The sequence below is a fragment of the Cohnella silvisoli genome, assembly GCF_021190915.1.
In the GTDB taxonomy this organism is placed as follows: domain Bacteria; phylum Bacillota; class Bacilli; order Paenibacillales; family Paenibacillaceae; genus Cohnella; species Cohnella silvisoli.
Genome location: NZ_JAIOAP010000001.1, coordinates 406,238 through 421,011, shown reverse-complemented (window position 1 = coordinate 421,011; position 14,774 = coordinate 406,238). Strand labels below are relative to the sequence as shown.

Below are 14,774 nucleotides of genomic sequence, written 5' to 3'. Positions count from 1 at the left end.
TTTTTTTGTCCCCCGGTAATGTTTCGTTATCATGAGACTGCCCCGCCCGCAGCGCCGAAAACGGACAAGGCCAATACTTCCGCTACATCCAGCGCGCCGGTCCGCTCCTCCGCCCCAAGCTTGCGCAAGCCCTCCTCCATCATCGTTAGGCAATACGGGCAAGCCGATCCGATCATTTGCGCGCCGGTTGCGAGCGCTTGCGCGGTCCGAACTTCGTTCACCCTGCGCCCAGGCTCCTCCATCCACATCCGCCCGCCGCCGGCCCCGCAACATAGCCCTTGTTTGCCGGATCGTTCCATTTCCCTCGTCTCAAGCTCCGGTATCGCCGACAAAATCGCCCGGGGCGCCTCCGTCACGCCGTTATAACGAGCAAGATAACAAGAATCGTGGAGCGTCAGCGTCCGGGAGACGGGATGCCGGGGAGTGAGGCGCTTGCGCTCCAGCAAATCCGCCAGCAACTCCGTATGATGCCTAACCTCGGCCTCAAAGCCGAAATCCGTATACTCGTTGCGAAAAAGGTGATAAGTATGCGGACACGTCGTAACGATCTTCTTAATGCCGTAGTTCTGAAAGGTGGCAATGTTCGTCCTGCAAAGCTCCTGAAACAGAAACTCGTCTCCGAGCCGCCTAGGGGTGTCGCCGGAATTGCGTTCCTCGGCGCCAAGAACGGCGAAAGAGACGCCCGCTTGCCGGAGCAGCATCGCAAAAGCAAAAGTAACGCGGCGTGCGCGTGAATCGTAAGCGCCCATGCTGCCCACCCACCACAGCCAGTCAGGATTCGGATTGTCGCGAAGCGTCGGAACATTCCAGCCTTCCACGACTGTGAATTCCTCCATCCAAGCCGTACGGTCTTGGCGGGGAAAACCCCAGGGATTGCTTTGACGGTCGATGTTCTGCAGCGTCCGCCTCGCTTCCGACGGCATCTTGCCTTCCGTAAGCACCAAGTAACGCCGCATCTCCATCAAAGGCGCAAGCTGCAAGTTGCCGACCGGACAACGTTCTTCGCAGTGACGGCAGGTCGTGCAGGCCCAGAGCTCTTTTTCGGTGATGACTTCACCGATCAGCGCGGGCGTATGGGGTGGAACTTCCCCCGGAAATTCCAATGTTCGAGCGTCACGCTTCATCCAGCCCTTCGTTTGCCAATCCATCGTAGAGCTTATGCTCGTTGCGTTGGGTGAGACGGCGGTCGGGGCGTGAGAACGTAAGACGTCATAAGAAGACACCTCCCCTGCCACCGTATCCGCCGGTTTGAATTCCATCCCTTTGCGCTGAAGCGTATCCCGCAGTTTGATCATCAGGTGCATGGGAGAAAGCCCTTTGTCCGTACCGGCCGCCGGACATACGTCCGTACATCGGCCACACTCCACGCACGCGAACAGATCGAGTCTCTGCTTGCGCGTCAAATCTTCAATCGCGTTCATTCCGAACTTCTCGGCTTCCTCGTTTTCCAGATTTATTTTAGCGAGCTTAGGGGGACCTGTCGGACGCAGCAACCAATTCACGGGCGCGGTGAAAATATGAAAATGTTTCGAAAGCGGTACGTACACGAGAAATCCGAGCAAGAGGAGCAAATGTAGCCACCATGAAATTTCATACCCGGTTTGTACCCAGCCTTTTACCGCAAGGAGTGGCGGAGGCGGCGGGCCGATGAATTTGGCGTTGACGGCACTAATGGCGTTGACTACAGAGGGCGCTCCCGCTAATTTTTCAATCCCTTCTGCCGCAACGGAAGAGATCGGAGTGTATTGGAGGGATGTCGCACCAGATTCCGAAGCCCCTTCGCGCAACTTATCGAATGCAAGCGTGAATATGACCGACAGCATTAAAGCCCCGATCCAGATGAGTACGAGAAGCGGCTTCCACCCCTTGGGCAGCCTCGGCAGCTTTTCCCCGTATCTTCGGAAAGCCGCGTAAACGACCGCCAGCAACACTAAAGCAACCGTCGTTTCCTGAAGCATCGTAAAGACGGCGTTGTCCGCAAGCGGCATCGAGGTGCCCCGCAGTCCTTTCCACAATATTTCTAGAGCGCCTAGCTGCAGCATGATGAACCCATAGAAAATGACCAGATGCATCCATCCGCTGCGACGATCCTGAAACAACCGGCGATGTCCAAAAATCTGTGCCGCCGCGTTCACGGCCCGCCGCCATTCCAGCCTCATCTCCCCGCTCGACGCGCCCTCCAGAATAAGCCTGACCTTCCCCGCAACGATCCAAGCGAAGGTACCTAAACCGCATAAGGTTACGGCCGCAGCTGCCCAAACATTGATCGAACCGCCCACCTCGCTCCCCCCTCGCCAGCTTGCACCCTTCGGAATGACCGGAACCAACCGCGATCTTCTGAACCATCCATTAGGGACATACGATGAAAGTGAGACCCTTTTACCGGCTTGTTACTTGTAAATTTATTCCTCAGCCCATCCTTCATATGCTCATATCGGCAAAAAAGGACACGTCTCACGGGCAGCCGGCTTGGTTGCGAATACGTTTACAAGGAGGAAACCATGAATATCGCGGTACTGATCAAATCCGTTATCGCGACGGACGAACCGATCATCGTGCGAGGCGGCATTATCGAGGACAGCGGGGCGAAAAAAGTCATCAACCCTTACGACGAGTACGGGCTTGAGGAGGCTTTGCGGATAAAAGAAGACGTAGGCGGAACGGTTACGGTTATTAGTGCGGGTACTGAGAAGTGCGTCGAAGCGCTGCGCACTGCCCTAGCCATGGGTGCCGATGAGGCGGTATGGATTCATTTGCGGGATGGGGAGGCGGATGAACATACTTGCTCTTTATTGCTTGCCAGCGCGTTGAAGTTAAAAGCATACGACCTGGTTTGGGCTGGGCATTTGTCGGTCGACAATGGGGCGGGACAGGTTGCGATTCGCGTAGCGGAGCTGCTCGGTTGGCCGCATGCGGGGGCGGTTACCGCTTTTCGCTTGGCTAAGGGTGAGAAGGGCTTAAACGGTGAAAAGGGCTTAAACGGTGAAAAGGGCGAGTATGGCAAAAAGGGCGAAAAAGAAAAAATACTGCTAGTTGAAAGGGACGCGGAGGGGGATAGCGAGGACTGGGCAAACAGGGGAAGTGGCATATGGCTGCATGTCACTAAGGATGCCGAGGGAGACAGCGAGAGCTTGGAGCTTCCGCTGCCCGCTTTGTTGACCGCGCAGCAAGGGCTTAACGAGCCGCGTTACCCGGCTTTGGCCGGCATCATGAAGGCGAAGAGGAAGCCGTTGACGGAGTTGACGCCGGCAGATCTGGGAGTGGAGCTCGCGAGTGCTGAGGCTGCGCCTCGGACCGTGCGGCTGGATTGCGACGCACCGCCTGCTCGCGCGGCTGGCCGCAGGCTCGAGGGATCGCCGCGCGAGCAGGCGGTGGAACTGCTAAGTTTGCTTCGTTCCGAAGCAAACTTGCTCAAGGAGGTGCGGTGACGATGGAACGAGGCACAAGTGCTCATGGGGGTGAGGGGGCTATGGCAACGCATATCGTTGTCGCGGAATGCCGCGACGGCCAGCTGCGGCGAGTATCGCTGGAGGCGATTGCCGCAGCAAAGGGCTGCATGCAGGACGGCGACAGCCTCGCCGTCCTGCTGCTTGGCGGCGGCGACGGCGAGGCCACGGCCTCCGTCTCCGCCGCCGCGGGGCTGCTGGCGCAGCGCGGTCCGGATGAGGTGATCGTCATCGATCACCCCATCCTCGGCCGCTATGCGCCGGAAGTGCACCTCGCCGCCCTGCTCGCGGCGGCGAAAGCACTGGCGCCCGAGGCGCGGTGGTGGTGGCTCGGCCACACCGCGATCGGGCGCGATCTTGCCCCGCGGCTCGCGGCACGCCTCGGGGCAGGCCAGGTTTCCGATGCGCTCGCCGCCGCCCGGGGCGCGGACGGACGCATCGTTTTCACGCGTGCGCTGCACGCGGGCAAAGCGCTCGAGCGGCGCGCTTTCGTGCCGGGCGCCCCGACGGTCGTCACCGTGCGCCCGAACAACTTCGCGCCCGCCGCCATCGTCGCCGGACCAGCCGCGCCTATCTGCAGCTTGCCGTTCAACCCTCCTCCATCGCGCATCATCGTGCGCGATGTCGTGCGGCGGGCTTCCGGCGCGGTCGACCTCGCGGAGGCGCGGATTATCGTCGCCGGAGGCCGCGGCGTGAAGAGCGCCGCCGGCTTCGCCCCGCTCGCGCAGCTCGCAGCGCTGCTCGGCGGCGCCGTTGGCGCGTCGCGCGGAGCCTGCGATGCCGGTTATTGCGACTATGCCCTCCAGATCGGGCAAACCGGAAAAACCGTCACCCCAGACCTCTACATTGCCTGCGGCATCAGCGGCGCCGTCCAGCACCTCGCGGGCATGAGCCGCTCCCGAGTCATCGTCGCCATCAACAAAGACCCCGACTCCCCCATCTTCAGCGTAGCTGATTACGGGATCGTCGGGGATCTATTCGAAGTCGTCCCTGCTCTTATCGAGGAATGGAATAATGGCGTTTAACAAAAATCTACTGGTATTTGAAGTTCACCGGTCCATACGTATTGCCCGAAGACCCGTTTACGATTCTATCGCCGTACGAGGCTTGGTCTACCACAGCAGCTGCCGTCGTCGTCAACGTTGCGGTATTATTGTACCAATTGTCTCCATACTGAATTTCCATGCTATATAAATAATAACTCGCGTTTGCACTGAGCGTCACCGGCGATATCCCTCCGTACTGGAAGCCCATACTGTCCGGGGAACCTTGATTCATGTCGACGCTTGCGGTTGCGATGATTGTCCCGGTCGCGTCCACCAGCTTTAAAGTATGGACTTTATTGTTACCCGCATGATAGTAACGCCCAAGCTGAGTAACGGTAATCGGATTGGCTCCGACCGTGAATTTAAGCCCGACCTGTTCCGTCACGTCCGTGCGCAGAGTTGCACCGTTGGACTGAACGGCCGTTATGAACGAGGTGCCGGCCGTCGATGGGTTTGCGACCGTACAGGTAACACAAATATACGAATGTGTTCCCGTGCTGCTCATGACGGCTTCGACATTCCCCCCGGCATCCGCGATCATCGTGTTCGGCGTTCCGTCCATCGTCACTGTATGAGTCGATCCCGGCGTCTGATTTAACCATCTCAGCCTAATGTTCGTAGGCAGCGATGCAGCATTGACGGTGAAAGAAGTTTGGCCGTTGTATGTCACGGTTAGCGGCTGTCCTCTCCACCTGTATTTCACAATGGAGCCTGTCATATCTGCGCTGATGAATGGCGCAACGACAAGCTCGTTATATTGCGGTTGAAAACCGTAGCCATAGGCATATAATCCCCAAGCGGGCATGACGTGGGTAGGGAACCAATATTCGAAGCCGCAGCCTTGATAAGGGTTGCTTCTATGCCAGGCGGAGCTGTCGTAAAATCCGTCACCGTAATAGCGATTCAGGAAATTCCCTTCGTATACGGGAATTTTGGTGCGATCGTTGAGCGCCGGATACCCTGCGAAGAAGTCGCCCTCCGGCGTACCGTACCAGCCTCCGTTCTCTGCGCCCTTGCCGCAGCTTGGCGCAGCCGCTCCCGAAATATACAAATCCCTGTAATTCATGAAATGGTGATTCGATTTATTCGCATAAACTTCCGATTCGACGCCCGCAACCATCTGTTGTTTCCTCGCAGGGGTTGCCAAGTCGCTCTTCAGAACCGCGGCTTGCGTCGGCAAATGCCGGACATCCTGATTGGACGACCCGTACAAGAAGGACTGCGTCGCAGGCGACCAGAGTCCTCCGGCGGCTATATCCTTGTTGAAGTTTGTCTTCAAGGTAGCGGCGATGCCTTCATAAGTCGTTGCCTTAGCCGTGTTTCCGAGAACGTATCTTTCCAGCTTGGCCCACTGTGTAAGCGCGTCGTAGAACAAAGCGGAAGCGTAACCGTTATAGGTACCGGTCGAGCTTTCCCAGTAATCGTTGCTGTAGATCGAATCACTCGTGTTCTGCATGTTCGTGATCAGTCGGGTCTTTGCATTCATCTGGTTATTGATCGTAAAGTCCAGCCCCGCTTCTACCGAAGCTTTCATGCTTTGCAGCCAGGAGGATTGTCCGTCCAACGCATAGGCTTTGGCAACCCCAAGGGCATATCCGGAAGCCTGGTCTCGATAGCCCGTCCCCCAATTGATCGAAGCGGAGGACCCGGGACGGCAGCACACGATTTGGCCTGTTCCGCTCTCGACCAGCCAATCCCTGATATTCTCCAAACCGTATTTATAAGCGGTGACAGCTTCCGGCGAGCCGAAAATCTCGATCATCTGGCCGATCCATTGCATCTCAAGAGGCGGCACCTCGCTCTTCATGATCGAAGCCTCCGCTGACGCACCGCGTTTCTTGTCCTGCATCATCCATCTTCCGTATTGGTTAATGGCATAAGATAATGCCTGCTCGTCCACGCCGTACAACGTTCCCAGATCGTAATAAGCGTCTACGCTATCCGGAGCGAACTTTAAGGTGACGCTGTCGGTCTGTCCGCTCGTTGCCGCGACCGGCGAATAAACCGATGCTCCGTCGCATCGCATATGACCGGTGCATTCCGAGGTGCTGTATCCGAGGGAAGTCCCGGTCGCGTATTGAAGATCGCTAGCAGACGCCACCAAGAATAGCCGCAAAGGATGCACGACCGTCGGGCTCGTCTGCGTAGTGACCCGCCGGACTTCAGTTGCGACGCCCCGGTCAAGCCCGCTTCTGTTGCTCGTGCCTGTAATCGAAAGAGCCAAATTCGTGCTCGGATTAAGCAGCGTGTACGAGATTTGCTCCTTAGCTACTCGTACGTTGCTATCATAGCCCGTACCGGTACCCAACCACTTGCGTTGCTTGTTGACCAAAGTTCCGCCAACCGGAAAGTTCCCTCCATCCTCCGGCCAACGCATATGCTCGAAAGCATTTTCCGCTAAATTGATTATCGGCAACCCTTGCTCGCTCAATGTCATGTTAGCCTTGAATGTCCGATCCAGCTTCCAAGACACGTCGTCGTCCGTTACCGTAAAAGTCCAGATCTCGTTTACCGCCGAAGTGGAAATGATAGCGGTTACAACTTTAGCCGTCATATTCACCGTTACGGTGGGCGTGCTTATTCCTGCCTGCGTTGTTACCCATGCGCCATTGTACAAACCCGAATAAATACCCGAATTCGCTGTCGTATCGAGCGTTTGCTGGCCGTCGACGATAAGGGAGGAAATTCTCGCTTGACCGTTGTACTCAAAAACCATACTATACCGGCTCCCCTCCATGGTTACCCTTTTATTGACGGTATCATGTGAGATCGTCGCAGCGGCAGCAGCCTGTCCCTCTTGACCATATAAGGGGAATAGAGCTACCGCCATCACGATTAACATCCATCTTGCCATCCATTTTCTCATCGCTCTCGGCTCCTTTACTTTCGGTATGAAAGATTAATATGCGCCCTTGCTTGACTTGTATCAATCAAGGACGCATTCCATTCAGCTAAGCGGATCAAACCTCGATTTTATCCTTAACAAATACCCGCTTTAACGCTTCCAGATAGCCGTTGCCGTAACGTTCGTCCGGGAGCAAATAGCTGCCCTCCGTCCACTCGTTCCAAGCGTTGACATAGACGATCTTGTGCTCGGTCGGTTGCTTCAGAATGAAGTCGCGCGCCTTCGCGGCGGCGATCTCGAAATTGGCCGGCGTATTGTTCTCGACGACCGGATACCATGGGTATCCATCCATCTGGCTCGCGCCCTCGAACTGCTCTGCCCGCGGAGAAGAATCCCATCCGTGCGTGAGCACCGGATAATAGGGAATATTCAGCTTGGCACGCATCGTCTCCCAGTGCGCTTGGGCGAGATCCAAGCTCTTCACGTAATTTTGCCGTTTAGGCGAACGGGCATCGAACACGCTTTGCGGATCGCTTATATTTTTACCGTACGTGAAATCCCAGATCGTCTGATAATTCGTCGCGCTCGCGATACCCATCTCTACTAGATGGTCTTCCACGTCGAAATAGTCTCCCATGGCGTTTAAGTGAAGATCGGGCAGTCCTGCGCGAAGCAATTGCTCACGGAAGGAAGCAAACAGCCTTTTGGCACCTTCCACGCCGATAGACGCCGCCATGTGGTTCAGGTTATACACTGTGAATACCGGTTTGCCGTCAAGCTTCCAGACGCTAGGATGCGTGAAGAAGTGCTCGATAAGATATTGGATCATATCGTCCATAGCCGCTTGATTGTATTCACTGGCCATCATGAGCGGCTTCTCGCGCGTTCTCTTCATCGGGAAAATATTCGCCCAGTCGTGGTTCGCCCACATGATCCCGAACTTGATCCGATGACTGTTCGGCGCATCCAACAGCGCCTTCAGTGCCCGATTCAAGTAAGGGGCATTATTGTACCAATACCAATCCATATGGAATACGGTTACTCCGTGGTCGGCAGCCAAGTCGATCTGCCTCGCCGCATATTCGGGATCGGTCTCGTCGAAATGGCCCCATGTCGGCACGCGAGGTTGGTGATGTCCGGGATATAACGGCTTCGCCGCCTTAACCAGTTCCCACTCCGTCCATCCTGTTCCGTGGAACTTCTCGTTGATCGGATCGACATGCCAACTTGGAAAATAAATAGCGGCTACATCAAAATTAGGGTTATGCTCCATCGGTTTCTCTCCTTAGGTGTCTTTTCTCTGTAACGGGCTTAAGATTTCACGGCGCCCGCGGTCAAACCTTCTTTGAAATATTTCTGGAACAGGATATACAGGATCAATATCGGAAGCTGGATAATGACAAGCGCCGCGAACAAACCCGGCAGATTGGTCACGAAGTCGACTTGGAATTTGATCGGAATCGTCGTCACCATCTGCATCGTTGCCTTGCGCATGAACAGCATGGCGAACAGGAACTCGTTCCAACTGCCCAGGAAGGTAAACACCGTAACGATCATGGCGATCGGTTTAGTCAGCGGAAGATAGATACGTACGAAAGACTGGAAAACCGAACAGCCATCGACTAAGCTCGCTTCCTGCATTTCCTTGGGCAATTGATCCATGAAGCCTTTGGCAAGTACAAGTCCGAACGGGGCGAGAAGCGCGGTATACGGAAAAATAAGCGCCCCATACCGATTGAACCAATCGAACAATCGAATGATTTGCACGACGGGCACCGCGATGGCAATGCCGGGAATCATCAGCGCCAACAAAATGAGCAAGAACAAGACGTTCTTAAGCGGGAACCGCATTTTAGAGAAAGCGAAAGCGGCCGGCAACGTAATCAGAAGCACGAGCAATACCGTGCATCCGGTTACGATGGTGCTATTCAACAGGTTCCTCAGCAAATCGATCTTAGTCAAAGCGTCTACGTAATTCTGCAATCCTCCGCGCGCGAAAGATGTCCGAATCAATTCGATAATCGGAATGCAGAAGAGGCCAACAATAGCGAACAATATTAGGTGACGGAACCACTCAACGCTGCGAATACGCATTCCATCGCCCCCTAGCTTGAAGAGTTGCGCGAAACTCGCAACTGTATGATCGTAATGGCCATGGCGAACACGATAATGACGGTTGCCGTGGCAGAAGCAAAGCCTTGCTCATAGGTGCCGAATGCTTTGTTGAACATATAAGTAGAAGGCATCTCCGTGGAATGGACGGGACCTCCGCGGGTCAATAAATAAATAATGTCGAATATTTTCAGAGCGCTGATTGCTCCTATGATCGTCAACGAATAGTGAGCATCGCGCAACATCGGCCATACCACTCTTGTCATCGTCTGCCACTTGGTCGCTCCGTCAATCCGGGATGCTTCGATGACTTCGTTAGATAGCGACGTAAGAGAGGATACGTAGACGGACATGCTGAATCCCGTTCCCATCCAGACGGTTACCCCGACGATCGTATAGAGGGCGATGTGCGGGTTGCCCATCCAGCTAAAAGCCAGAGATCCTAGACCGATTGAACGGAGAGATTCGTTGATCAACCCGTCGTTATACGCCAGCAGGTTGGTGAACACATAGGAAACGACGACCGGCGTAAGAATAACGGGGATAAAAATCATCGTTTTGTATGCCGTGAACAGCCTGTTCGGACGGCGCATCACGTAAGCAAGTAAAAACCCAAGCACCATTTGGATTCCTACTACCAATATCGCGAAGATTGCGAAATTGCGCATCGACTGCCAGAAGACGGGATCCTTGAACATTTCATTGTAGTTGTCCAGCCCGATATACTTCATGGTTTTGTCGATCCCGTTCCAGTCGAACAGGCTTATACGTAACGTATACAACAACGGATACAGAAGAAATACGATGAAGAACGCCATGATGGGCGCAATGTACAAATACGCGGAGTATTGTCTGTTTCGCAAGTTGTCCGACTCCTTCCGACCTTAGCGACAAGGAAAGCGGGCTGCTTCCCTTGCCGTTCGGTACGATCTACTGCAGTTTAACCTTCCGAATCGATGACCTTCTGCACTGCGGCGGCCGCATCGGCTCCGGATAATTGACCATAAGCAACCTTCGTCAGAACCTCGTACATTTTGTCCGCGACTTTGGCGTTATCGATACCGCGATGAACCGGCTCCGTTTGCGCGACAATCTGGCCGATCGTATCACGGTTTTGCTTCGCGTTAGGCGACAGCGTAACCGTCAGTTCCACGCCTTCTTTGGTCGGCGGCGTTGCGAGGAAATGATCCATCATGATCTGCAAACCCTTCTCCGTGGTCATGAATTTCAGGAAATCGAACGCAGCTTCCTTGTTCTCGCTGTCTTTGCCTAGCGCATATCCGCCTACAGTGCTGAGCGTTGGGGGCACTTTGCCATCGCCGTTCAAATCCGGGAAAGGCATGACTCCCCACTCTACCGCTTCTACTTTCGCTTTCAAATCCGCGTTCGCGTAGATATCCAGGTTCCAAGCCCCGTTGCTCTCGAATGCGCCGGATTGCTTGTCGATGAACGCATTGTACACGTCCATATATTCCGTCATGCTAAAGGCATCGTCTTGGAAAATCTTATCGTCGAACATCTTCTTCCACAAGTCGAACGCTTTCACGATATCCGGGTCTGTAAACGGAATTTTCTTCGCATACGCGTCATACTGCTTGCCGGGAGCGACGTCGTTAAGGATCGTCTGGAACGTATCGATCACGATCCATGAATCTTTGGCGCCGAGCAACAGAGGCTGCATGCCATTCTTGCGAAGCGTATCAGACGCCTTCTTCAACTCCTCGTAGGTTTTTGGCTCGCCGATTCCATACTTATCGAGCGCGGTCTTGTTGTACCAGATCAAACCGCCCGGAGAGATATGCATCGGTATGCCCATCGTCTTGCCATCGAGCGATACGTCGGTAAGCGTTGAAGCGATAAATTTATCTTTCCATGCGTCTCCCCAAGCTTTGCTTGCCCACTCGTCGATCGGCTCGATTTGATCCTTAAGGTTGGCTAGGGACGTCGGCGAATCAAAAGCGAACAAGTCTGGCGCGTCTCCGGAAGCGAACGATGTCTTGATAGCCGTCAAATATTCGGAATAGTTCGCGTGCAATCTCACTTCCACCGTAATTTCGGGATGAATTTTCTTGTACTCGGCCACGATCTTATCCATATCTTCTTTATAAGGAGTCCAAGCCTCGTACACAATCGTCACAGGTTTGGCTTCCTCCGAAGGAGAAGCCGCCGGGGAAGCGGACGCGGAGGCGGTTGGAGCTTCGCCGGAAGGAGCGGAAGATTCCGAATTCGAGTTATTGGACGAACATCCCGCCAATAAAATCATGACGGCCAAAGCCAGCGTTGCCCATTTCCATTTTGCCATTTGTTGTAGCCACCCTTTTAGTTGTAATGATGAAACGAAATGCCAATGCCTATCCCTAACGCTGGTTCCATTTACTGTTTCCGATCGCGTCCGAATCAGGGACTTCAAAGACCCTAATCACCTCCAGTCAAAATGAATCGATTCATTTTTAAAGAAAAAATAATTTACCTTGAAAATCTGCCGAACTCGAATTCCGCATGGGCGCTGAAATCCGTTGAATCTCTTACGATGACTTCCGTCGGAAACATCTCGTTCACCGCTTGATGCAGCTCGCCTTTAAGTGCTTTATCGATCATTTGCACCGCTCTTCGGGTCATTTCATAAACCGGCACGGCTACCGATGACAGCTTTGGCGTTACCAACGTTGACAAGGGCTCGTCATCGTAACCCATGACGGCGATTTCTTCGGGTATTCTCAGGTTACGGCTCTCCAAGTACTTCATAGCGCCGATTGCAAGAGCGTCGTTCGCTCCGACGATGGCCGTCGGCCTTGGATACCTCTTCAGCAATTGCTGTACTTTGTTATAGCCCGCTTCAATCTGAAACGATTCACAATCTACGACAAGGTTGTCATCGAATTCGATTCCCGAGGCTTCTAGCGCCGTACGATAACCATTCAACCGATCCTGACCTGTCTTCAAATCCAATCCCGCCGCCAGAAATCCGATTCTTCTGTGCCCGTTCTTTATGAGATGCTGAACCGCCTTGTTCATTCCGGCTTGATCGTCGATATTGACGGAATGGACAGATGTCCCCGGAAAGCTCCGTTTGAACGACACGACCGGCAATCTTTCGGAAATCCGAAAAAGCTCGTCGATGATATCTTGTTCCCAGCCATAAGTGGACACGATTAGGCCATCAACGCCTCTCATTAGCACCTCATGAATGACGTTAACCGGAATATCCGTGTTGAATTCCATCGAATAGAGCATCGGAACGCACTGAATATCCCGCAGGGCAAGAGATACGCCCCGGAAAAATTCGACGAAGTAAGGATCGTTGGAAGTCGGAACCATGACCGCCACCGTATTCGTCGTCTTCGTTCGCAAGCTTCTGGCAACCATGTTCGGGCGGTAGTTCAACTCCGCGATCGCCTTGTCTACTTTGCTCTTTAACACCTCGGACACGCTCGGATGCCCGTTCAGTACTTTGGATACGGAGCCTGTCGATACTCCCGCTCTTTGCGCGACATCCTTTAACGTTTTCATTGTACGCCCTCACTTGCTAGGAAATCGATTCATTTTCTCAAATAAAACTTACCGGAAAAATAAAGCGCTGTCAATATGAATTTATTTCATCCAGCCGAAACACTTCCCGCATCGGCTTCATGCGCGGCTCCGAATCCTTCGCATCCACAAAGTCCATAATCGGCGTAAGCAATGATGACCACTCGTCATTGGCAGGATGGCTCCTAACGGCTGCCCATGCTTTGTCGATATCGTCGCATTCCATGTAGGCGAACAAATCCGTGCCGTCCATGAATATCGAATAATTGCGAATTCCCGATTCCATCAACACCTGCAATAAACCTGGAAGAACCTCCTCATGATAACGGATATATTCTTGTTCGAACCCTTCTTTAACCCTCATCCTATACGCATGCCTTGTCATTCTACGCATTCCTTTCTTGTTAGCGGTCTCTTTCAAATATCATCTTACACGCGCGGATAACACCCGTAAAGCCAAAAAAAGACGTGCCGCAAGCCAACCTACGCTTGCGACACGTCTCTTTATATTATCTCGCAGCTTACAATTGTTCATTCGACAGGCTGGAAGCTTGAACGTTGAGCAGCCATTTGTCGCCGACTTTCCCGGCTTCGTTCAGGATGACGCCTCGGGCTTTCGACTTCGTTCCGTTTACGTCCACCTCGGTGGTTAAGGAAACTAGTAACGTCGCTTTGTCCGTGCCGTTATATTCTACGACAGTCCATTTATCTACCGTTACGGCTAATGTAGCGTTCTTAAATAAATCGCCTAGCGTCTGCTTTAATGCCTCTTTGTTCGGAAAATCCAACAAGGTCGCAAGATAGGCTTCCACGTTCTTTTCATTTGCGGCTTTTATTTGGTCTTCGAACACTTTGCCGATCGCCGCTTTGTCCGCGTCCGGAACCGTCGCGGCTTGATCGAATAACCCCGGTATGTTCGTATATTCGACCGCCAGAATCTCTACATTATAGATTTTCCAATTTCCATCGGCGCCCTTATGGAGCGTATAGCGGGCTTGCGATTTGTTATCCGGGAAAAACGCGCCGCTGACCTTGGTCGAGTTCTCGGTTAGAACCGCGACGGCGACTTTATCCGTGTACGATTCGATACGTTTATTTTCGATGACCGTCTTCGTTTTCGTGCTTTTCCATCGTTCTTCAACGCCTTTGATATCCATCAAAGTATCGTCGGACATTAACGCAGCCAGTCCCGTAGCATCTCCGGCAGCTTCGACAAGAAGCAGTTTGTTGAAAACATCGTATACGGCTGCTTTCTGCTCGTCCGTCGGACCTTGGAACGTTAAGGAAATCGTTTGCGTTTTGCCGCTCCACTCGACCTTGTAGCTCGATACGGTTCCGATAAAACGGAGCCCGACCAACGTTTGACCGTTAAGCGAAATGACTTCGCCCGGGATTGCCACCGTCTGACCATTGATTGATCCCTGGTCGCTGCCGACGGACATGTCAATTTGAATCCCTTCGGCTTTCGCATGAATCGTTTGGGTCGCTTTCTCGAATTCCGTCTCGTAGCCAAATTGTTTCAACAGCGCGCCGTACTCTACAAAAGCTTTGCCTTTAACGATAACAAGATTAGTGCCGAAATCGACTGCTTTACCGTTTAATGCGACTGTAATCGTAAGCGGCTTGCTTGCTGCCGAGACGTTACCAGCCAAGGAAAACGCCAGAACAAAGGAAATCAGCATGACTATAATACGCTTCAATTTCACGCACCATCTTCCCTTTTATGTAAAAACATACCTCTATCTATTAATCTATTCTATTTTCCGTTTACAATTCAAGCCCTAAACGAGGTTTTAT

At 53.3% G+C, this 14,774-nt stretch carries 11 protein-coding genes; 2 read left to right on the top strand and 9 right to left on the bottom strand.

The window, feature by feature from the left end:
* Positions 1 to 29: 29 nt before the first annotated feature.
* On the bottom strand, positions 30 to 2,279 hold the full coding sequence (locus K7P76_RS33385) for a (Fe-S)-binding protein (protein WP_232182362.1): 2,250 nt from the start codon (positions 2,277 to 2,279) through the stop codon (positions 30 to 32).
* A gap of 222 nt (positions 2,280 to 2,501) precedes the next feature.
* Between K7P76_RS33385 and K7P76_RS01810 the strand changes: the two genes are divergently transcribed.
* Both K7P76_RS01810 and K7P76_RS01805 read left to right on the top strand, forming a co-directional pair.
* Positions 2,502 to 3,428: an electron transfer flavoprotein subunit beta/FixA family protein gene (locus tag K7P76_RS01810; RefSeq protein WP_232182361.1), complete on the top strand. Its 927-nt coding sequence runs from the start codon at positions 2,502 to 2,504 to the stop codon at positions 3,426 to 3,428.
* Positions 3,429 to 3,469: 41 nt separating this feature from the next.
* Positions 3,470 to 4,471 carry an electron transfer flavoprotein subunit alpha/FixB family protein gene (locus K7P76_RS01805; protein WP_232182360.1) on the top strand — a complete coding sequence of 334 codons (1,002 nt, stop codon included), beginning with the start codon at positions 3,470 to 3,472 and terminating at the stop codon, positions 4,469 to 4,471.
* 7 nt (positions 4,472 to 4,478) lie between these two features.
* Here K7P76_RS01805 and K7P76_RS01800 read toward each other — a convergent pair whose 3' ends face one another.
* The 8 genes from K7P76_RS01800 to K7P76_RS01765 form a co-directional block, all read right to left on the bottom strand.
* On the bottom strand, positions 4,479 to 7,358 hold the full coding sequence (locus K7P76_RS01800; protein WP_232182359.1) for a hypothetical protein: 2,880 nt from the start codon (positions 7,356 to 7,358) through the stop codon (positions 4,479 to 4,481).
* A 94-nt stretch (positions 7,359 to 7,452) separates the two neighbouring features.
* Positions 7,453 to 8,610 (bottom strand): glycosyltransferase WbsX family protein, encoded by a 1,158-nt coding sequence (locus K7P76_RS01795; RefSeq protein ID WP_232182358.1) that lies wholly within the window; start codon positions 8,608 to 8,610, stop codon positions 7,453 to 7,455.
* A 38-nt stretch (positions 8,611 to 8,648) separates the two neighbouring features.
* Positions 8,649 to 9,431: a carbohydrate ABC transporter permease gene (locus K7P76_RS01790; RefSeq protein ID WP_232182357.1), complete on the bottom strand. Its 783-nt coding sequence runs from the start codon at positions 9,429 to 9,431 to the stop codon at positions 8,649 to 8,651.
* Positions 9,432 to 9,442: 11 nt separating this feature from the next.
* Positions 9,443 to 10,312, bottom strand: coding sequence for a carbohydrate ABC transporter permease (locus K7P76_RS01785; protein ID WP_232182356.1), 870 nt, complete (start codon positions 10,310 to 10,312; stop codon positions 9,443 to 9,445).
* A 77-nt stretch (positions 10,313 to 10,389) separates the two neighbouring features.
* A complete protein-coding gene (locus tag K7P76_RS01780) occupies positions 10,390 to 11,751 on the bottom strand; it encodes an ABC transporter substrate-binding protein (RefSeq protein WP_232182355.1) in 1,362 nt (453 codons plus the stop codon).
* 164 nt (positions 11,752 to 11,915) lie between these two features.
* Positions 11,916 to 12,959 (bottom strand): LacI family DNA-binding transcriptional regulator, encoded by a 1,044-nt coding sequence (locus K7P76_RS01775; protein ID WP_232182354.1) that lies wholly within the window; start codon positions 12,957 to 12,959, stop codon positions 11,916 to 11,918.
* Positions 12,960 to 13,029: 70 nt separating this feature from the next.
* On the bottom strand, positions 13,030 to 13,362 hold the full coding sequence (locus K7P76_RS01770) for an L-rhamnose mutarotase (RefSeq protein ID WP_232182353.1): 333 nt from the start codon (positions 13,360 to 13,362) through the stop codon (positions 13,030 to 13,032).
* Positions 13,363 to 13,498: 136 nt separating this feature from the next.
* Positions 13,499 to 14,683 carry a copper amine oxidase N-terminal domain-containing protein gene (locus tag K7P76_RS01765; RefSeq protein ID WP_232182352.1) on the bottom strand — a complete coding sequence of 395 codons (1,185 nt, stop codon included), beginning with the start codon at positions 14,681 to 14,683 and terminating at the stop codon, positions 13,499 to 13,501.
* Between the last annotated feature and the right edge of the window lie 91 nt (positions 14,684 to 14,774).

Excerpts from the sequence above, each read along its gene's own strand:
- K7P76_RS01800 (WP_232182359.1), bottom strand. The coding sequence starts at position 7,358 with ATGAGAAAATGGATGGCAAGATGGATGTTAATCGTGATGGCGGTAGCT.
- K7P76_RS01780 (WP_232182355.1), bottom strand. The coding sequence starts at position 11,751 with ATGGCAAAATGGAAATGGGCAACGCTGGCTTTGGCCGTCATGATTTTA.
- K7P76_RS01805 (WP_232182360.1), top strand. The coding sequence starts at position 3,470 with ATGGCAACGCATATCGTTGTCGCGGAATGCCGCGACGGCCAGCTGCGG.
- K7P76_RS01795 (WP_232182358.1), bottom strand. The coding sequence starts at position 8,610 with ATGGAGCATAACCCTAATTTTGATGTAGCCGCTATTTATTTTCCAAGT.
- K7P76_RS01790 (WP_232182357.1), bottom strand. The coding sequence starts at position 9,431 with ATGCGTATTCGCAGCGTTGAGTGGTTCCGTCACCTAATATTGTTCGCT.
- K7P76_RS01770 (WP_232182353.1), bottom strand. The coding sequence starts at position 13,362 with ATGACAAGGCATGCGTATAGGATGAGGGTTAAAGAAGGGTTCGAACAA.
- K7P76_RS01775 (WP_232182354.1), bottom strand. The coding sequence starts at position 12,959 with ATGAAAACGTTAAAGGATGTCGCGCAAAGAGCGGGAGTATCGACAGGC.
- K7P76_RS01810 (WP_232182361.1), top strand. The coding sequence starts at position 2,502 with ATGAATATCGCGGTACTGATCAAATCCGTTATCGCGACGGACGAACCG.